The organism is Streptomyces silaceus (genome assembly GCF_001419745.1).
In the GTDB taxonomy this organism is placed as follows: domain Bacteria; phylum Actinomycetota; class Actinomycetes; order Streptomycetales; family Streptomycetaceae; genus Streptomyces; species Streptomyces silaceus.
The window spans coordinates 1-19328 of sequence record NZ_LIRJ01000080.1 but is presented as its reverse complement, the minus strand read 5'-3'; the positions used below and the strand labels follow the sequence as shown (position 1 = coordinate 19328).

14 protein-coding genes are annotated in these 19328 nt (G+C 71.9%); 10 read left to right on the top strand and 4 right to left on the bottom strand.

Annotation, left to right across the window (positions count from 1 at the left end):
• The first annotated feature begins 55 nt into the window (after positions 1–55).
• Positions 56–646, top strand: a complete 591-nt coding sequence (locus AOK22_RS09270) for a flavodoxin family protein (RefSeq protein WP_055698123.1) — start codon at positions 56–58, stop codon at positions 644–646.
• Positions 647–656: 10 nt separating this feature from the next.
• Here the strand turns inward: AOK22_RS09270 and AOK22_RS09265 are convergent, their stop codons facing one another.
• Positions 657–1538 (bottom strand): CAP domain-containing protein, encoded by an 882-nt coding sequence (locus tag AOK22_RS09265; protein ID WP_055698122.1) that lies wholly within the window; start codon positions 1536–1538, stop codon positions 657–659.
• Between the two features lie 129 nt (positions 1539–1667).
• Between AOK22_RS09265 and AOK22_RS09260 the strand changes: the two genes are divergently transcribed.
• The 4 genes from AOK22_RS09260 to AOK22_RS09245 all read left to right on the top strand — a co-directional run bounded on the left by AOK22_RS09260 (position 1668) and on the right by AOK22_RS09245 (position 8022).
• Positions 1668–1949 (top strand): acylphosphatase, encoded by a 282-nt coding sequence (locus tag AOK22_RS09260; protein ID WP_055698121.1) that lies wholly within the window; start codon positions 1668–1670, stop codon positions 1947–1949.
• 403 nt (positions 1950–2352) lie between these two features.
• The gene (locus AOK22_RS09255; protein WP_016640148.1) at positions 2353–2556 is read left to right on the top strand and encodes a hypothetical protein; all 204 of its coding nucleotides are present in this window, start codon (positions 2353–2355) and stop codon (positions 2554–2556) included.
• Between the two features lie 247 nt (positions 2557–2803).
• Positions 2804–6355 (top strand): chromosome segregation protein SMC, encoded by a 3552-nt coding sequence (smc, locus tag AOK22_RS09250; protein ID WP_055698120.1) that lies wholly within the window; start codon positions 2804–2806, stop codon positions 6353–6355.
• Positions 6356–6597: 242 nt separating this feature from the next.
• Positions 6598–8022 carry a sugar porter family MFS transporter gene (locus AOK22_RS09245; RefSeq protein ID WP_055698119.1) on the top strand — a complete coding sequence of 475 codons (1425 nt, stop codon included), beginning with the start codon at positions 6598–6600 and terminating at the stop codon, positions 8020–8022.
• 53 nt (positions 8023–8075) lie between these two features.
• Here AOK22_RS09245 and AOK22_RS09240 read toward each other — a convergent pair whose 3' ends face one another.
• Together AOK22_RS09240 and AOK22_RS09235 are read right to left on the bottom strand one after the other, a co-directional pair.
• Entirely contained in the window at positions 8076–9116 is a 1041-nt protein-coding gene (locus tag AOK22_RS09240) for an LLM class flavin-dependent oxidoreductase (RefSeq protein ID WP_055698118.1), read from the bottom strand.
• 117 nt (positions 9117–9233) lie between these two features.
• Positions 9234–10691 carry a purine-cytosine permease family protein gene (locus AOK22_RS09235; RefSeq protein WP_055698117.1) on the bottom strand — a complete coding sequence of 486 codons (1458 nt, stop codon included), beginning with the start codon at positions 10689–10691 and terminating at the stop codon, positions 9234–9236.
• Between the two features lie 199 nt (positions 10692–10890).
• Here AOK22_RS09235 and ftsY point away from each other — a divergent pair, with 199 nt between their 5' ends.
• A complete protein-coding gene (gene ftsY, locus AOK22_RS09230; RefSeq protein WP_055698116.1) occupies positions 10891–12117 on the top strand; it encodes a signal recognition particle-docking protein FtsY in 1227 nt (408 codons plus the stop codon).
• 132 nt (positions 12118–12249) lie between these two features.
• Here ftsY and AOK22_RS09225 read toward each other — a convergent pair whose 3' ends face one another.
• Complete coding sequence (locus AOK22_RS09225; protein ID WP_055698115.1) at positions 12250–12912, bottom strand: bifunctional DNA primase/polymerase; 663 nt, start codon at positions 12910–12912, stop codon at positions 12250–12252.
• 422 nt (positions 12913–13334) lie between these two features.
• Between AOK22_RS09225 and nsdA the strand changes: the two genes are divergently transcribed.
• The 4 genes from nsdA to AOK22_RS09205 form a co-directional block, all read left to right on the top strand.
• Positions 13335–14807, top strand: a complete 1473-nt coding sequence (gene nsdA / locus AOK22_RS09220; RefSeq protein ID WP_055698114.1) for a transcriptional repressor NsdA — start codon at positions 13335–13337, stop codon at positions 14805–14807.
• A 335-nt stretch (positions 14808–15142) separates the two neighbouring features.
• Positions 15143–16522 (top strand): ammonium transporter, encoded by a 1380-nt coding sequence (locus tag AOK22_RS09215; protein WP_055698113.1) that lies wholly within the window; start codon positions 15143–15145, stop codon positions 16520–16522.
• Positions 16519–16857 (top strand): P-II family nitrogen regulator, encoded by a 339-nt coding sequence (locus tag AOK22_RS09210; protein WP_055698112.1) that lies wholly within the window; start codon positions 16519–16521, stop codon positions 16855–16857. Before AOK22_RS09215 ends, AOK22_RS09210 begins: the two co-directional genes overlap by 4 nt.
• Before the next feature lie 53 nt (positions 16858–16910).
• Positions 16911–19328 (top strand): [protein-PII] uridylyltransferase (locus tag AOK22_RS09205; RefSeq protein WP_055698161.1); only part of this gene is annotated, 2418 nt, incomplete at its 3' end.

Genomic DNA, 19328 nt, shown 5'->3' with positions numbered 1-19328 from the left:
GTCGTCGCTCACCGAGGGACGTCACACGCATCTGCCGAACGAGGAGTACCCCGTCATGACCAGCCCCGTCGTCGCGATCGCCTACCACTCCGGCTACGGCCACACCGCCGTCGTCGCCGAGGCCGTCCGCGCCGGTGCCGCCGAGGCCGGCGCCACCGTCCACCTGATCAAGGTCGACGAGATCACCGAGGCCCAGTGGGAACAGCTCGACGGCGCGGACGCGATCGTCTTCGGCTCGCCCACCTACATGGGCACGGCGTCCGGCGCCTTCCACGTCTTCGCGGAGGCCACGTCCAAGCGCTGGTTCGGCAGGACCTGGCACGACAAGCTGGCCGCCGGATTCACCAACTCCGGTTCCAAGAGCGGCGACAAGCTGCACACCCTGCAGTTCTTCCAGACGCTCGCGGCGCAGCACGCGATGCACTGGGTCAACCTCGGCCTGCTCCCCGGCTGGAACTCCAGCACAGGTTCGGAGAACGACCTCAACCGCCTCGGCTTCTTCGCCGGCGCGGCCGCCCAGAGCAACTCCGACGAGGGTCCGGAGGCCGTCCACAAGGCGGACATCGCCACGGCGGAGCACCTGGGGCGCCGCGTGACGGAGACGGCCCGCGTCTTCGCGGCGGGCCGCGCGGCGGTCGCCGCCTGACCCGCGGGGGTCAGAAGCCGAAGTCCTGCGTCCACCAGGGGCCGCCCGGCGCGAAGTGCGCGCCGACGCCCATGGTCGTGTAGTCGCAGTTCAGGATGTTGGCGCGGTGGCCCTCGCTGTTCATCCAGGCGTCCATCACCGACTGGGCGTCGGCCTGGCCGCGGGCGATGTTCTCGCCGCCCAGGTCCGTGATGCCGGCCTTCTCGGCGCGGTCCCACGGCGTCGCGCCGTCCGGGTCGGTGTGGTCGAAGAAGTCGCGCTCGGCCATGTCGGCGCTGAACCGCCCGGCCAGCGCGGCGAGCCGGTCGTCGGCCCGCACCGGCCGGCAGCCCGCCTTGGCCCGCTCCTGGTTGACCAGGGTGAGCACCGCGGCCTCGGCCGCGCTCTCGTCGGACGGCGACGGCGTGGCCGCCGGGGGAGCCTTCGGCTTCTCCTCGGGCGTACGGGAAGGAGTCGGCGTCGCCTTCTCCTTGTCGGCCTCCGGCTTCGGGGCCTGGGAGGTCGGCCGCTCGGACGGCGTCCTCGAGGGCTTCGGGTCGGCCTTGGACGGGGTGGGCGCGGGCGCCTCGGAGCGGCCGGTGCCCCGGCTCGGCGAGGGCTCGGCGCGGTCCTCGGCACTGCCCTTCGTGCCGCCCTGCGGGTCCAGCTGGCTCGGCGAACCCGCCGAGCGGACCTGGCCGGGGTCGCTGCCGCCCAGCCGGTAGTTGTCGGCGCCGGGCACCAGGCCCGAGGCGACCGCGACGGCGCCCATCGCGACGGCGGCGGAGACGCCGAGCAGACCCGTGCGCACCGGGGCGGCGGCCCTGCCCTTGCGGCGGTGCGACGCCGTCCCCCGGGGGACCTCAGGGGTGGCGGCGGCCGGTCCAGCGCCGGAGCGTCGGTGGCGTCCCATCTCCTGGCCTTTCGTCCTTATGATCAACGTGACTCACCCATATGAGTGAGGCTCATCGATTCGCGACTGTACGCGATGGCGCATGGGGGCGAAGTGCTCAGAGAGCAATTGGCCGGTTAGCGTGCAGCCATGAACGATGACGTACGACTCACCGCCTGGGTGCGCGGACGCGTGCAGGCTGTGGGTTTCCGCTGGTTCACGCGGGCCAAGGCCCTCGAGATCGGCGGCCTGAGTGGTTTTGCTCTCAATCTGGACGACGGCCGGGTGCAGGTCGTCGCCGAGGGCCCCCGAGCCGGCTGCCAGAAACTGCTCGACTGGCTGCGCGAGGGCGACACACCCGGCCGCGTCGACGGCGTCACCGAGATCTGGGACACACCGCGCGGCATATACGACACCTTCGCCATTCGCTGACCGTGACCCGGGCGGACGCGGCGGAAGGGGTGGCGCCGCGTCCGGGGGAGAGTGTCCACGGCAACTGCCTGAGGCAGAAAAGACCTGGTGGTTGCCAAGAACGGCTTGCCGTGGCAGGCTCCGCAGGTAAGGATGATCTCCACGCCCCCAGGGCCCCGAAGGAGAAGCAGCGCCGCCCGTTCGAAGGCCGCGCGCCCCCGGGTCGCCCGCCAATGCGGGGTGTGATCGTGTTGACCGTCAAACTTTTTGGTGAGACTCTGGAAGCCCCGCGCACCTTAGCTGTTTGGCATGTGAGAACGGCCAGCAAGACCCAGCGACACAAAGAGTGCCAAGCACCGCGGGTGCGATTCCCTCACGACCCACACCGCTTCGGTCGGTCACTCAGTGTGGAGGACCATCCATCATGGCAAAGGCGCTTCTCGGTTACGTCGGCGGCAGCGACCCGCGACTCCTCGCCGAGATGCGACGGCTCCAGCAGCGCGTCCAGGACCTGGAATCCGAGCTCGTTCGGATCCAGGCCGAGAACGACGCGCTCGCGGCTGCCGCTTCTCACGACTCGCTCCTGGAGAGCATCGACGTACCCCAGGCGGAGCCTGCGCTCACCTGACCCCTATGTGATCGAGTACGGACCAGGGCCTTCCCGCAAAGGCCCCTCGTCGGCAACGAGCGTTTGCAGTAAGTCGTCTCGTTAAACAAGTGGTCGGGCTGTCCGTGTCAGCCGCTTGTCCTCAGATCTGCAAGGGACGCTTCGGCGTCCCTTCTTTCTTTCCCCCGCGTACGCTGCTGTCTTTACCGTCTGATGTGCCCTGCATCTTCATGGGTGAAACGGTCAGTGAAAGGTAGAGTCCGACGGCGTGCATCTCAAGGCCCTGACCCTGCGCGGTTTCAAGTCCTTCGCGTCCGCCACGACGCTGAAGTTCGAACCGGGCATCACCTGCGTCGTCGGACCGAACGGTTCCGGCAAGTCCAACGTCGTGGACGCGCTCAGCTGGGTCATGGGTGAACAGGGCGCCAAGTCGCTGCGCGGCGGCAAGATGGAGGACGTCATCTTCGCCGGCACCACCGGGCGGCCCCCGCTCGGCCGCGCCGAGGTGTCCCTCACCATCGACAACTCCGACGGCGCCCTGCCCATCGAGTACGCCGAAGTCACCATCACGCGGATCATGTTCCGCAACGGCGGCAGCGAGTACCAGATCAACGGCGACACCTGCCGGCTCCTCGACATCCAGGAACTGCTCTCCGACTCCGGCATCGGCCGCGAGATGCACGTCATCGTCGGCCAGGGACAGCTCGACGGGGTGCTGCACGCCGACCCGATGGGGCGCCGCGCGTTCATCGAGGAGGCCGCGGGCGTCCTCAAGCACCGCAAGCGCAAGGAGAAGGCGCTGCGCAAGCTGGACGCGATGCAGGCCAACCTCGCCCGCGTCCAGGACCTCACCGACGAACTGCGCCGCCAGCTCAAGCCGCTGGGCCGGCAGGCCGCCGTGGCGCGCCGGGCCGCCGTCATCCAGGCCGATCTGCGCGACGCCCGCCTGCGGCTGCTCGCCGACGATCTCGTACGGCTGCGCGAGGCGCTGAACGCGGAGGTCGCCGACGAGGCCGCGCTCAAGGAGCGCAAGGAGAGCGCCGAGGCCGAACTGCGGGCCGCCCAGCAGCTGGAGTCGCGCCTGGAGGAGGAGGTGCGGCGCCTCACGCCGCGCCTGCAGCGCGCCCAGCAGACCTGGTACGAGCTGTCGCAGCTCGCCGAGCGGGTGCGCGGCACCGTCTCGCTGGCCGACGCCCGGGTGAAGAGCGCCACCACCGCGCCCCCCGAGGAGCGGCGCGGGCGCGACCCCGAGGACATGGAGCGCGAGGCCGCCCGGATCCGGGAGCAGGAGGCCGAGCTGGCGGCCGCCCTGGAGGCCGCCGAGCACGCGCTGGAGGACACGGTCGCCCACCGGGCCGATCTCGAGCGGCAGTTGGCCGTCGAGGAGCGGCGGCTCAAGGACGTGGCGCGGGCCATCGCCGACCGGCGCGAGGGGCTCGCGCGCCTGGGCGGACAGGTCAACGCGGCCCGGTCGCGCGCCGCCTCCGCCCAGGCCGAGATCGACCGCCTCGCCCTCGCCCGCGACGAGGCCGCCGAACGCGCGGTCGCGGCCCAGGAGGAGTACGAGCAGCTCAAGGCCGAGGTCGACGGGCTCGACGCGGACGACGCGGAGCTCGGCGAGCGGCACGACGCGGCCAGGCGGGACCTCGCCGAGGCCGAGGCCGCGCTCACCGCGGCGCGGGAGGCGGCCACCGCCGCCGAGCGCAAGCGGGCCGCCGTCGCCGCCCGGCACGAGGCGCTCGCGCTCGGCCTGCGGCGCAAGGACGGCACCGGGGCGCTGCTCGCCGCCAAGGACCAGCTCACCGGGCTCCTCGGACCGGCCGCCGCCCTGCTCACCGTCGCCCCCGGCTACGAGGTCCCGGTCGCCGCGGCGCTCGGCGCGGGCGCCGACGCCATCGCCGTCAGCGGTCCCGGCACCGCCGCCGAGGCCATCCGGCTGCTGCGCAAGCAGGACGCGGGCCGCGCGGCGCTGCTGCTGGGCGGCGCCCCCGAGGACGCACAGCCGGAACGTTCCGACGGGCCGCCCCACGTCGCCGACCTGGTGCGGGGGCCCGACGAGCTGATGCCCGCCGTGCGGCGGCTGCTGCGCGGGTACGTCGCCGTGGGGACGCTGGAGGACGCCGAGGACCTCGTCCACGCCCGCCCGGAGCTGACCGCGGTCACCGCCGAGGGGGACCTGCTCGGGGCGCATTTCGCGCAGGGCGGGTCCGCCGGCGCGCCGAGCCTGCTCGAAGTGCAGGCGTCCGTCGACGAGGCGGCCGCCGAGCTGGAGCAACTGGCCGCGCAGTGCGAGGAGTTGGCCGAGGCCCAGCGGGCCGCGACCCAACGGCGCGGGAGCAGCGCCGCACTCGTCGAGGAGCTGGGGGAGCGGCGCAGGGCCGCCGACCGGGAGAAGTCGTCCGTCGCCCAGCAGCTGGGGCGGCTCGCCGGACAGGCGCGCGGCGCCACGGGCGAGGCGGAACGGTCCGCGGCCGCCGCTGCCAAGGCGCAGGACGCCCTGGACCGGGCCGTCGCGGAGGCCGAGGAGCTGGCCGAGCGGCTCGCCGTCGCGGAGGAGACGCCGGCCGAGGAGGAGCCCGACACCTCCGTGCGCGACCGGCTCGCAGCCGACGGGGCCAACGCGCGGCAGACCGAGATGGAGGCCCGCCTCCAGGCGCGTACGCACGAGGAGCGCGTGAAGGGGCTCGCGGGCCGTGCCGACTCCCTCGACCGGGCCGCCCGCGCCGAACGCGAGGCACGCGCGCGTGCCGAGCAGCGCAGGGCGTGCCTGCGCCACGAGGCGGCGGTCGCCGAGGCCGTCGCGTCCGGCGGGCGCCAGCTGCTCGCCCACGTCGAGGTCTCCCTCGTCCGCGCCGACGAGGAGCGCACCGCCGCCGAGCGGGCCAAGGAGGTGCGCGAGCGCGACCTGACCGCCGCGCGCGCCCGGGGCCGCGATCTGAAGGCCGAGCTCGACAAGCTGACGGATTCGGTTCACCGCGGCGAGGTACTCGGTGCCGAGAAGCGGCTGCGGATCGAGCAGCTGGAGGCCAAGGCGCTGGAGGAGCTCGGTGTGGAACCGGCGGGACTCGTGGCCGACTACGGCCCCGACCAGCCCGTGCCGCCCTCGCTCCCCGCCGAGGGCGAGGAGCTGCCCGAGGACCCGGAGCACCCCCGCAACAAGCCGGTCCCGTTCGTCCGCGCCGAGCAGGAGAAGCGGCTCACGTCAGCCGAACGGGCGTACCAGCAGCTCGGAAAAGTGAACCCGCTGGCCCTTGAGGAGTTCGCGGCGCTGGAGGAACGCCACAAGTTCCTCAGTGAGCAGCTGGAGGACCTGAAGAAGACGCGGGCCGACCTGCTGCAGGTGGTGAAGGAGGTCGACGAGCGCGTCGAGCAGGTCTTCACCGAGGCGTACCACGACACGGCCCGGGAGTTCGAGGGCGTCTTCTCGCGGCTCTTCCCCGGCGGCGAGGGGCGGCTCATCCTGACCGATCCCGACAACATGCTGACCACCGGTGTCGACGTGGAGGCGCGGCCGCCGGGCAAGAAGGTCAAGCGGCTCTCGCTGCTCTCGGGTGGTGAGCGGTCGCTGACGGCCGTGGCGCTGCTCGTCTCCATCTTCAAGGCGCGGCCCAGCCCGTTCTACGTGATGGACGAGGTCGAGGCGGCGCTCGACGACACGAACCTGCAGCGGCTCATCCGCATCATGCAGGAGCTCCAGGAAGCCTCGCAGCTCATCGTGATCACGCACCAGAAGCGCACGATGGAGGTCGCGGACGCGCTGTACGGCGTCTCGATGCAGGGCGACGGCGTCTCGAAGGTCATCAGCCAGCGGCTTCGGTAGCCGGTCCGGGCAGCCACGTCGACAGCCGGTGCGACGCCCACTTCAAGGGTTCAAGTCTTGAACGTACATAGACTCACGCTGCCCTTAAATTCACAGCAGCCCACCTATTGACTTCGAAACTTGAAGGCATAGTCTCTGCAACGTTGCTTTTACCTTCAGGTGGTGGGCGGCGTGAAGTTGTGCGCCACTTGAAGAGCTCGCCCCCACCCCCGGCAACGCTGCCGGTGGCCCGAGGAGTACACGTGACCAGCACATCGCAGGCGCCACAGTCCGGAGCCAGAGAGGCCCAGCCGGACCATCTCGGCCATGTCATCTTCATTACGGCGGCCGCCGCGATGGGTGGCTTCCTCTTCGGCTACGACAGTTCGGTGATCAACGGCGCGACCGTCGCCATCCAGCACCGCTTCGACGTCGACGCCAACATGCTCGGCTGGATCATCGCCACCGCGCTGCTCGGCTGTGCCGTCGGTGCCGCCGTCGCCGGCCGCATCGCCGACCGCATCGGCCGCATCCGCTGCATGCAGATCGCCGCCGTCCTCTTCGCGGCCAGCGCCGTCGGCTCGGCCCTGCCCTTCGCGGCCTGGGACCTGACGGTGTGGCGCCTCATCGGCGGCATCGGCATCGGCATGGCCTCCGTGATCGGCCCGGCCTACATCGCCGAGGTCGCGCCGCCCGCCTACCGCGGCCGGCTCGCCTCCTTCCAGCAGGCCGCCATCGTCATCGGCATCGCCGTCTCCCAGCTGGTCAACTGGGGCATCCTGAACATGGCCGACGGCGACCAGCGCGGCAAGCTGATGGGCCTGGAGGCCTGGCAGTGGATGCTCGGCGTCATGGTCGTCCCGGCCGTCCTCTACGGCCTGCTGTCCTTCGTCATCCCCGAGTCGCCGCGCTTCTTGATCTCGGTCGGCCGGGACACCGAGGCCCGCAAGGTGCTCGGCGAGGTCGAGGGCACATCGATCGACCTGGACGCGCGCGTCGCCGAGATCGAGGGCGGCATGCGCAGCGAGCACCAGCCGTCGTTCAAGGACCTGCTGGGCAAGGTCGGCTTCCTGCCGATCGTCTGGATCGGCATCGGCCTGTCGGTCTTCCAGCAGCTCGTCGGCATCAACGTGATCTTCTACTACTCGAACCAGCTGTGGCAGTCGATCGGCAAGGACCCGTCCAGCTCGTTCCTGTACTCGTTCGAGACGTCGATCGTGAACATCATCGGTACGGTCATCGCGATGATCTTCGTCGACCGGATCGGCCGCAAGCCGCTGGCGATCATCGGCTCCGCGGGCATGGCGGCAGCCCTCTTCACCATGGCATGGGCGTTCTCGTACAAGACCGGCTCCGGTGACACCGTCTCGCTGCCGAACGCGCAGGGCCTGACCGCGATCATCGCCGCCAACGCCTTCGTGCTCTTCTTCGCCCTCTCCTGGGGCGTGGTGGTCTGGGTGCTGCTCGGCGAGATCTTCCCGAACCGGATCCGCGCCGCCGCGCTCGGTGTGGCCGCGGCCGCCCAGTGGCTCGCCAACTTCGCGATCACCAAGACCTTCCCGAGCATGTCCGAGTGGTCCCTGACCGGCTCGTACATCATCTACGGCGCCTTCGCGGCGCTCTCGATCCCCTTCGTCATGAAGTTCGTCAAGGAGACGAAGGGCAAGGCCCTGGAGGAGATGGGCTAAAACCCCGCTGCCCCCTCCTCATCAGGAAGCTGCCCCGGCTGAAGGACTCGTGCTCACTTGTCCTTGAGCCGGGGCAGTACGTTTTCGCAGAAGTGGTGCAGGCTGCGCCAGCCCTCGTCGACGGGCATGCCGCCGACCAGCGGGTGCAGGACGAGGCTGCCGACGTCCCCCTTGGCGTACGCCACGCACTCCTCGGGCGTCAGGACGCGGTAGACGCCCTCGGCGCGCAGCTCGGCGACCGTCGTGGCCGCCGACTTCACCGCCGAGCGGATGTCCTTGGACTGCCAGGAGGCGTACGTGCGGGCCTCGTGCAGGAAGTGCTCGCCGTGCTCGGCCCAGGTGCGGTCCGGGTCGTCGGCGATGTGCAGCAGCGGGGTCACGGCGGCGGGCATCATCGTCCAGCCCTCGGTGCCGTGCGCCGCGAGCTGCTCGGTGTAGTACGCCTCCAGCTCCGGCAGGTGCGCGCTGGGGAAGAAGGGCAGGCCGAAGCGGGCCGCGCGCCGCGCCGCCGCCTTCGAGGAGCCGCCGACGAGCAGCATCGGATGGGGCTGGGTGAAGGGGCGCGGGGTGATGCGCACCGTGCGGCCGCGGTAGGTGAAGGGCTCGCCGGTCCAGGCCGCGAGCAGCGTCTCCAGGAGCTCGTCCTGCAGCGTGCCGCGCCGCTTCCAGTCGACGCCCGACTGCTCGTACTCCTCGGGCCGGTAGCCGATGCCCGCCACGGTGACCAGACGGCCGCCGCTCAGCAGGTCGAGCACGGCGATGTCCTCGGCGAGGCGCAGCGGATCGTGCAGCGGGCCGATGATCGCGGAGACCGTCACCGCGATGCGCCCGCCCGTCTCCCGGCCACCGCCCCTCAACGAGGCGCTGCGCGCCGCCGAATGCCCTTGCGTCGCGCCGAAGACGGCGCCCGCGAACGTGAAGGGCGAGGAGATCCAGCTGTTCTCCGCGCCGTGGTGCTCCTCCGTCTGGACGGTGGCGATGCCGCGGTCGTCCGCGTAGGCGGCCATCTCCAGGGCGGCCCGGTAGCGCTCGCTCAGCGAGGCGGGTGTCGCCGCGGGATCGACGAGATTGAAACGTACGACTGTGGTGGGCATGGGAACGTCCCCCTTCACCGTGCGTGGGCGGCGGCGAAGGGGGACGTTAGTTGACGTCGTGTCAGATGGGTAGCCTCGTACGAAAGTTGGAGTGCTCCCTGCTGAACTTGGCGCGGATCAGGCGGAGACCAGCTCGGTCTCGCCCTCGCCCTTGCCGTCCGTGGCCACCGCGTCCTTCTCGACGAGCGGGGCCTTCGGCAGGATCGCGTACAGCGCGGCCGCGACGACGATCGTGGTCAGCCAGCCCAGGCCGTGCCGGCCGATCCAGGACGAGGCCAGCGGGCCGCTGAACCAGTCGACCTTGGTGAAGAGCAGGCCCACCAGCAGGGCGATCGCCCAGGCGGTCATGGCCTGCCAGGCGAAGCCGGCCTTGTACCAGTAGGCGCTGGTGCGCTTGGTGTCCATCAGGGCCTCGCCGTCGTACGTCTTGCGGCGCAGCATGTCGATGCCGAAGACGCCGATCCAGGCGGAGAAGGCGACCGCGAGCAGGGTGAGGAAGGAGATGAACGAGCCCATGAAGCTCGTCGCCACGTTCATCAGGATGTAGCCGAAGATCAGGCTGATGATCGCGTTCACGCTGACCGCCCACGCGCGCGGGACCTTGATGCCGAGCGTCATGGCGGTGAAGCCCGCGGAGTACATCGACATCGAGTTGATCAGCAGCATGCCGATGAGGGCCATCAGCAGGTACGGCACCGCGATCCACATCGGGAGCAGTTCGCCGAGGAAGGAGACCGGGTCCTGCGCCGAGGAGAGCTTCGGGTCGGAGACCGCCATGACGGCGCCCATCAGGACCATCGGGACGACGACGATGCCGGCGCCGCCGATGGCGTGGCCGATGATCGGCTTGTTGGAGGCGGTGCGCGGGAGGTAGCGGGTGAAGTCGGGTCCGGTGGGGACCCAGCTGATGCCGCCCGCGGCGATCGTGCCGACGCCCGCGACCATCATCGCGGTGGAGCCCGCGGGCTTGTCGAAGACGGCCGACCAGTCGGTCTCGGCGAGGAGGTAGACCAGCACGAGCACGCTGAACGCGCCGAAGGCGTACGTCGACCAGGTGCTGCAGATGTGCAGGATCTTGCGGCCGAGGCCACTGATCAGGAAGGTGCACGCGACGAAGGCGACCAGCGTGACGACGGTCAGCCAGGTGCTCGACTCGATGCCGAAGCAGATGTTCAGGACCGTGATGATCGCGTACGCGCCGGTGACCGCGTTGATCGTCTCCCAGCCCCAGCGGGCGACCCAGATCAGCGCGCCCGGGAAGAGGTTGCCGCGCTGGCCGAAGACCGCGCGCGAGAGCGTCATGCCCGGGGAGCCGCCGCGCTTGCCGGCGATGGAGATGAGGCCGACCATGCCGTAGCTCAGCAGGGGCGAGACGAGCGCGACGACCAGGACCTGCCAGAAGTTCAGGCGGTTGGAGACGACCAGGCCCGCGCCCATGGTGAGCAGCAGGACGCTGATGTTGGCCGCGACCCAGGTGGGGAACAACTCTCGGGTCTTGCCCGTGCGCTCGCTGTCCGGGACGGGCTCAAGGCCGCGCGTCTCGAGGGCGCCTTCGGATTCGGCGGTGGTGCTCATGGGGGTGGGTCCGTGCCTCTCGCTCGGCTCGCAACGTCGCGATCCGTCGGTGGGGGTTGATCGCGATGGACTCTACGCGCGTTGATGCGGCGAGCTCCATCGTACTTTAGTCCGAGTAGTGACCTCCTGACGCATATGTTCTTTGGAGGAAACCACAATCTGGGCCTCTCCAGGGGCCATGGCCGATACTGGGAGCGTTATGGAAATCGTCATCCTTGCTGTAGTCATCGCCGTGGTCGTGATCGGCGCGCTCGGCGGGCTCGTGATCGGCAGCCGCAAGAAGAAGCAGCTGCCCCCGCAGGCCCCGTCCAGCACGCCCACCATCACCGCTCCTCCCGCCGAGCCGAAGGTCGGCGAGGAGGCCGAGACGGCGCGCGACGAACCGCGCCGCACGATCGAGGAGGTGGAACTCCCGGTCGCGGAACCCTCGATGTCGGCCCCTGTCGTCGTCGAGGAGGAGCCGGCCGCCGCGGAGCCGGCCGCGCCGGAGATCGAGACCCCCGAGCCCACGGCCGGACGCCTGGTCCGGCTGCGCGCCCGCCTCTCCCGCTCGCAGAACGCGCTCGGCAAGGGACTGCTCACGCTGCTGTCCCGCGAGCACCTCGACGACGACACCTGGGAGGAGATCGAGGACACGCTGCTCACCGCGGACGTCGGCGTCGCGCCCACCCAGGAGCTCGTGGAGCGGCTGCGCGAGCGCGTCAAGGTGCTCGGCACCCGCACCCCGGACGAGCTGCGCGCCCTGCTGCGCGAGGAGCTCCTCACGCTGGTGGGCACGGACTTCGACCGTGCCGTGAAGACCGAGTCCGGCCTGGAGACCCCGGGCATCGTGATGGTCGTCGGGGTCAACGGCACCGGCAAGACCACCACGACGGGCAAGCTCGCGCGCGTCCTCGTCGCCGACGGCCGCTCGGTCGTCCTCGGCGCCGCCGACACCTTCCGCGCCGCCGCCGCCGACCAGCTGCAGACCTGGGGCGAGCGCGTCGGCGCCCGCACGGTCCGCGGCCCCGAGGGCGGCGACCCGGCGTCGATCGCCTTCGACGCGGTCAAGGAGGGCATCGCGGACGGCGCGGACGTCGTCCTCATCGACACCGCGGGCCGGCTGCACACCAAGACGGGCCTGATGGACGAGCTCGGCAAGGTCAAGCGCGTCGTCGAGAAGCACGCGCCGCTGGACGAGGTCCTCCTCGTCCTCGACGCCACCACGGGACAGAACGGCCTGGTGCAGGCGCGGGTCTTCGCCGAGGTCGTCGACATCACGGGCATCGTCCTCACCAAGCTCGACGGCACCGCCAAGGGCGGCATCGTCGTCGCCGTCCAGCGCGAGCTGGGCGTGCCGGTCAAGCTGGTGGGCCTCGGCGAGGGCGCGGACGACCTGGCGCCGTTCGAGCCGGAGGCGTTCGTGGACGCGCTCATCGGAGACTAGGGCTCCGCCGGGCCGCACGCGTCCGCCCCGGGTGCGTCGTGGCGTGTCGCGCGCGTCGTACGCGTCGTACGAAAGGAAGGGCCTCCCCGCATGGTGCAGATGCGGGGAGGCCCTTCCGTCTGTCGTGGCGGCTCAGGCCGGGGACCGGTGCGCCACGTACGCCAGCGTCCCCAGCAGCAGCCGCGCCTGCGGCGGGTTCGTCGCCGAGTCGAGCGCGGGGGCGCGCAGCCAGCGGACCGGGCCGAGGCCGCCGCGGTCGGAGGGCGGCGCCGTGATGTGGTCGCCCGCGCCCAGGCCGTGCAGGTCGAGGGCGGCGTCGTCCCAGCCCATGCGGTAGAGCAGCTGGGGGAGTTCCGTCGCGGCGCCCGGGGCGACGAAGAACTGCGCCCGGCCGTCCGGCGTCACCGCCACGGGGCCCAGGGGAAGGCCCATCCGCTCCAGCCGGACCAGGGCGCGCCGCCCCGCCGTCTCCGCCACCTCCAGCACGTCGAAGGCCCGGCCGACCGGCAGCAGCACGGCGGCGCCGGGGAACTGCGCCCACGCGTCCGCCACGTCGTCGAGCGTGGCCCCGGCGGGTACCTCCGGGGCGAAGTCCAGCGGATGGGCGCCCGGGGCGGCGCAGTCGGCCGCGCCGCACGAGCAGGCGCCGTCCAGGGCGCGGGCGCCGGGCACCGCGGCCCAGCCCCACAGGCCCGTGTACTCCGCCACCGTGGTGCAGTCGGATGCGCGGCCGCGCCGCCGAGATCCGGTCCGGGGCTTTTCGGTCCCCCGGGTGCCGCCGATCGTGAAGCCCATGCCCCCTCCAACGGGTCGAGCGTGCCGCGGTTACGTGACGGAATCGGATCGTGACCCTCTGCTTTCGCGACGGCGCCCGGTGGGTTCGCGGGTGGTGCGCCCGGTGGCATACGCCCCGGCGCACTCCGCTCCGCCCACTTTCCGGCGTCCTATGTCAAGTGAATCGCTTGTGGCGGCCCGGGAGTTCATTCGAAGGGGTGGCGAATGGTGGCGTTTCCGGGATCGCCCTCGCCGGAGGGGTGATCGTAGGATTACTTTCAGTGCACGGCCCGGGGAGAACGAGCACTCGCGGGTATGCCGGAGGCAAGTCGGTTTCCTGTTCGATGGGTGACGTTCTCCGGACGGGCGGCCGCAAGACGCGGCATTCTGTTAGGGCTTGGCGTGGACGACGCACAAATGTCTTGAGGGATGGGGGCGTTCCAGTGGGCGGCAATGGCGGAGGCGGTACGAACGCTGAGAAGCGCCCCAATGAGATGCTCACGTCGTGGTTCGTGCGCAGCGGCTGGTCCAAGGGTGAGCTGGCGCGCCAGGTGAACCGCAGGGCACGGCAGTTGGGCGCCCACCACATCTCCACGGACACCTCGCGGGTGCGCCGCTGGCTGGACGGCGAGAATCCGCGCGAGCCGATTCCCCGCATCCTCTCCGAGCTGTTCTCCGAGCGGTTCGGCTGTGTCGTCGCCGTCGAGGACCTCGGCCTGCGCGCCGCCCACCGCACGCCCGCGACCTCCGGCGTGGACCTGCCCTGGACCGGCCCGCAGACGGTCGCGCTCATCAGTGAGTTCTCGCGCAGCGACCTGATGCTCGCCCGCCGCGGCTTCCTCGGCACCTCGCTCGCTCTCTCCGCGGGACCCGCCCTCATCGAGCCCATGCAGCGCTGGCTGGTGCCCTCGCCGGCCGCGCCGCCCGAGGACCCCGAGCCCGCCGCATCGCGCCGCCCGGCGCGCCTGTCCAAGCCCGAGCTCGACCTGCTGGAGTCCACCACGGTGATGTTCCGCCAGTGGGACGCCCAGTGCGGGGGAGGGCTCCGGCGCAAGGCCGTCGTGGGGCAACTGCACGAAGTGACCGACCTGTTGCAGGAGCCCCAGCCCGAGGCCACCTCCCGGCGCCTGTTCAAGGTCGCGGGCGAACTGGCCGAGCTGGCGGGCTGGATGAGCTACGACGTGGGCCTCCAGCCCACCGCCCAGAAGTACTTCGTCCTCGCCCTGCACGCCGCCAAGGAAGCGGGCGAGAAGCCGCTGGGGTCGTACATCCTCTCCAGCATGAGCCGCCAGATGATCCACCTCGGCCGGCCCGACGACGCCCTCGAACTGATCCACCTCGCGCAGTACGGCAGCCGGGACTGCGCCAGCCCGCGCACCCAGGCGATGCTGTATGCGATGGAGGCCCGCGCGTACGCCAGCATGGGCCAGCCCGGCAAGTGCAAGCGGGCCGTGCGGATGGCCGAGGACACCTTCGCCGACGCCGAGGACTTCAACGAGCCGGAGCCCGACTGGATCCGCTTCTTCTCCGAGGCCGAGCTCAACGGGGAGAACGCCCACTCGTTCCGCGACCTCGCCTACGTCGCGGGCCGCAGCCCCACGTACGCCTCGCTCGCCGAGCCCGTCATGGACCGCGCCGTGGAGCTCTTCGAGAAGGACACCGAACACCAGCGTTCGTACGCGCTGAACCTCATCGGCAAGGCCACCGTCCACCTGCTCCAGCGCGAGCCCGAGCAGAGCACGGTACTCGCCGGACAGGCCCTCGACATCGCCAAGAAGGTCCGCTCCGAGCGGGTCAACACCCGCCTGCGCAAGACCGTCGACACCGCCGTGCGGGACTTCGGGGACGTCGCCGAGGTCCTCCAGATCACCGAACGGCTCGCCATCGAGATGCCGGAAACCGCGGAGGCGGTCTGACGACCGGCACGACCGGCTCCGGCCGCGGCAGGACCATCCCGAACAGCCCGACTCGGCTCCCCCACGCCAGGTCAGCCGGATGGCCGCCGCGGCCGGTTCGCATGCCCCGCCCGAGGGAGGAAAGTCCACCCCGCGCGACCCGGCAGTTCATGGCCGCGTAACACGCACGACCTCTTCGTCACTGCGGCGAAACACCGAGGGGCCCCCGCCGAAACGGCGCTGCGCCAGTCTCTGGCGCATAACCGGCCCACCGCCCCGCTCCCCAGGAGCAAGGGCCCCTCGGCACCGCACAGGCTTCGCCCGCACGGGCCGCATACGACGACGAGGAGACGCCGATGCCCCCAGGCATCACGATCGCCGCAGACGCCCCCGAGCTGTCTGCCGCCAACACCGGGTTCATGCTCATCTGTTCCGCCCTGGTGATGCTCATGACGCCGGGACTCGCCTTCTTCTACGGAGGCATGGTCCGGGTCAAGAGCACCCTGAACATGCTGATGATGAGCTTCATCAGCCTGGGGATCGTCACCATCCTGTGGGTGCTGTACGGCTTCTCCGTCGCGTTCGGCACCGACCACGGCAGCCTCTTCGGGTGGGAGAGCGACTACGTCGGGCTCAGCGGCCTCGGCATCAACCAGCTCTGGGACGGCTACACCATCCCCGTCTACGTCTTCGCCGTCTTCCAGCTGATGTTCGCGATCATCACCCCCGCGCTGATCAGCGGCGCCCTGGCGGACCGCGTGAAGTTCACGGCCTGGGCGCTGTTCATCGCCCTGTGGGCCACGGTCGTGTACTTCCCCGTGGCGCACTGGGTGTGGGGCGCCGGCGGCTGGGCCTTCGAGCTCGGCGTCATCGACTTCGCGGGCGGCACGGCCGTGCACATCAACGCCGGTGCCGCGGCGCTCGGCGTCATCCTCGTCATCGGCAAGCGCGTCGGCTTCAAGAAGGACCCGATGCGGCCGCACTCCCTGCCGCTCGTCATGCTCGGCGCGGCCCTGCTGTGGTTCGGCTGGTTCGGCTTCAACGCCGGATCGTGGCTCGGCAACGACGACGGCGTCGGCGCGCTCATGTTCGTCAACACGCAGGTCGCCACCGCCGCGGCCATGCTCGCCTGGCTCCTCTACGAGAAGATTCGCCACGGCGCGTTCACCACGCTGGGTGCCGCCTCGGGCGCCGTCGCCGGTCTCGTCGCCATCACCCCCTCCGGCGGCTCCTGCTCGCCGCTCGGCGCCATCGCCATCGGCGCCATCGCCGGTCTGCTGTGCGCCATGGCCGTCGGCCTGAAGTTCCGGTTCGGCTACGACGACTCCCTCGACGTCGTCGGCGTCCACCTGGTCGGCGGCATCGCCGGATCGGTCCTCGTCGGCTTCTTCGCCACCGGCGGCGGGCAGTCGGAGGCGAAGGGCCTCTTCTACGGCGGCGGCCTCGACCAGCTGTGGAAGCAGCTCGCCGGTGTGGGCGCCGTCCTCGCGTACTCCCTCGTCGCCTCCGCGCTCCTCGCCCTCGTCATCGACAAGACGATCGGGATGCGGGTCCCCGAGGACGACGAGGTCGCGGGCATCGACCAGGTCGAACACGCCGAGACCGCGTACGACTTCAGCGGCGCGGGCGGCGGTACGGCGCCGCGGACGGCGGCGGTACCGGGGCCGGTGGCCTCGGCGACGGGCGGCGGTCAGGGCACGGCTCAGGCTCAGAAGAACAAGAAGGTGGACGCATGAAGCTCATCACCGCGGTCGTCAAGCCGCACCGGCTCGACGAGATCAAGGAGGCGCTGCAGGCCTTCGGCGTCCAGGGGCTGACCGTCACCGAGGCCAGCGGATACGGCCGGCAGCGCGGCCACACCGAGGTCTATCGCGGCGCCGAGTACACGGTCGACCTCGTGCCGAAGATCCGCATCGAGGTGCTGGTCGAGGACGACGACGCCGAACAGCTCCTCGAAGTCGTGGTGAAGGCCGCGCGCACCGGCAAGATCGGCGATGGCAAGGTCTGGAGCGTCCCGGTCGACACGGCCGTCCGGGTACGGACCGGCGAGCGCGGGCCCGACGCGCTGTGACGCGGCGGGGACCGGGCACGGGCAACTGAGCGGGACAGGACAGGAGCTGCTGGGTGACGAGTGTGGACGTACGTACTGAATCGGAAGACCCCGGACCCAGCGGTTACGCGGCGGCCCGGCTGCGGCTCCTCCAGGAGGAGCCGCGGTCCGGGCCGCCGCGCCGTTCCGCCCTCGCGGATCTCACGGACGACTGGCTCGCCGGGCTCTTCCGGGCGGGCGGCGACGACGTCCCCCGCGGCGCCGCGCTGATCGCCGTCGGCGGATACGGCCGCGGCGAGCTGTCGCCGCGCAGCGACCTCGACCTGCTGCTCCTGCACGACGGCAGTGCGGACGGCGCCGAGGTGGCCGCCCTCGCCGACCGCCTCTGGTACCCCGTCTGGGACCTCGGACTCGCCCTCGACCACTCCGTCCGCACCCCGGCCGAGGCCCGCAGGACCGCGGGCGAGGACCTCAAGGTGCACCTCGGACTCCTCGACGCGCGGCACGTCGCCGGGGACCTGGGGCTGACCACGGCCCTGCGCACCACCGTGCTCGCCGACTGGCGCAACCAGGCGCCGAAGCGGCTCCCCGAGCTGCGCGAGCTGTGCGAGGAACGGGCCGTCCGGCACGGCGAGCTGGGCCACCTTCTGGAGCCCGACCTGAAGGAGGCCCGCGGCGGGCTGCGGGACGCGACGGCGCTGCGGGCCGTCGCCGCCTCCTGGCTCGCGGACGCGCCTCGCGAAGGGCTCGCCGACGCCCGGCGCCGGCTGCTCGACGTGCGCGACGCGCTGCACCTGACCACCGGGCGCGCCACCGACCGGCTCGCCCTCCAGGAGCAGGACCAGGTCGCCGCCGCGCTGGACCTCCTGGACGCGGACACCCTGCTGCGCCAGGTGTACGAGGCCGCCCGCGTCGTCTCCTACGCCAGCGACGTCACCTGGCGCGAGGTCGGGCGCGTGCTGCGGGCGCGGGCCGGGCGGCCGAGGCTGCGGTCCCTGCTGGGCGGGCGGGGTGGTGGCGGGCGCGGGGCCGCCGCGGCCGAGCGGTCGCCGCTGGCCGAGGGCGTGGTGGAACAGGACGGCGAAGCCGTGCTCGCGCGGGCCGCCCGGCCGGAACGGGACCCCGTCCTTCCGCTGCGGGCCGCCGCGGCCGCCGCGCAGGCCGGGCTTCCGCTGTCCCTGCACGCCGTACGGCGCCTGGCCGCCACGGCGCGGCCCCTGCCGACGCCGTGGCCCGCCGAGGCGCGCGAGCAGCTCGTCACGCTGCTCGGCGCGGGGCGGCCGACCGTCGAGGTGTGGGAGGCGCTGGAGGCCGAGGGCCTCGTCACACGGATGCTGCCCGACTGGGAGCGGGTGCGGTGCCGGCCCCAGCGGAACGCCGTCCACACGTGGACGGTCGACCGCCATCTCGTCGAGACGGCGGTGCGGGCCGCCGCGCTCACGCGGCGGGTCGGGCGCCCGGACCTGCTCCTGGTGGCCGCGCTGCTCCACGACATCGGGAAGGGCTGGCCCGGGGACCACTCCGCCGCCGGGGAGATCATCGCCCGGGACGTCGCCGCGCGCGTCGGCTTCGACCCGGCCGACGTGGCCGTCCTCGCCCGCCTCGTCCGCCACCATCTGCTGCTCGTGGAGACCGCGACCCGGCGCGACCTCGACGATCCCGCCACGGTGCGGGGGGTCGCGGAGGCGGTCGGGTCCGTGGGGACGCTGGAGCTGCTGCACGCCCTGACCGAGGCGGACGCGCTGGCCACAGGGCCCGCGGCGTGGTCCGCCTGGCGCGGGGCGCTGGTCGCCGACCTGGTGAAGCGGGTGGCGGCGGTGCTCTCCGGGGACGAGCCCGCGGAGCCGGAGGACGCGGCGCCGACGGCCGAGCAGGAGCGGCTCGCGGTGGAGGCGGTGCGGACCGGTGGGCCGGTGGTGGCGCTGCGGGCGGGCGCCGAGGAGCCGTTGGGCGCGGAGCTCCTGGTGGCCGTGCCGGAGCAGGACGGGGTGCTGTCCGTGGTGGCGGGCGTGCTGGCGATGCACCGGCTGACGGTGCGGACGGCGGAGCTGCGGGCCGTGACGCTGCGGTCCGGTGTGGAGGACCTCGACGGGCCGGTGCTGCTGCTGAACTGGCGGGTCGCCGCGGAGTACGGGTCGCTGCCGCAGGCCGCGCGGTTGCGGGCCGATCTGGTGCGGGCGCTGGACGGGTCGCTGGACATCGCGGCGCGGCTGGCGGAGCGGGATGCGGCGTATCCGCGCCGGCGGGGGACGGTGGCGCCGCCTGCGCGGGTGACGGTGGCCTCGGCGGGGTCGCGGCGCGCGACGGTGATCGAGGTACGGGCCCAGGACGCGCCGGGCCTCCTGCACCGGATCGGGCGGGCGCTGGAGGCGGCGGGGGTGACGGTGCGCAGCGCCCACGTCTCGACGCTGGGCTCGAACGCGGTGGACGCGTTCTACGTGACGGATCCGAAGGGCGAGTTGCTGCCGGGGGAGTCGGCGGCGGGGGTGGCC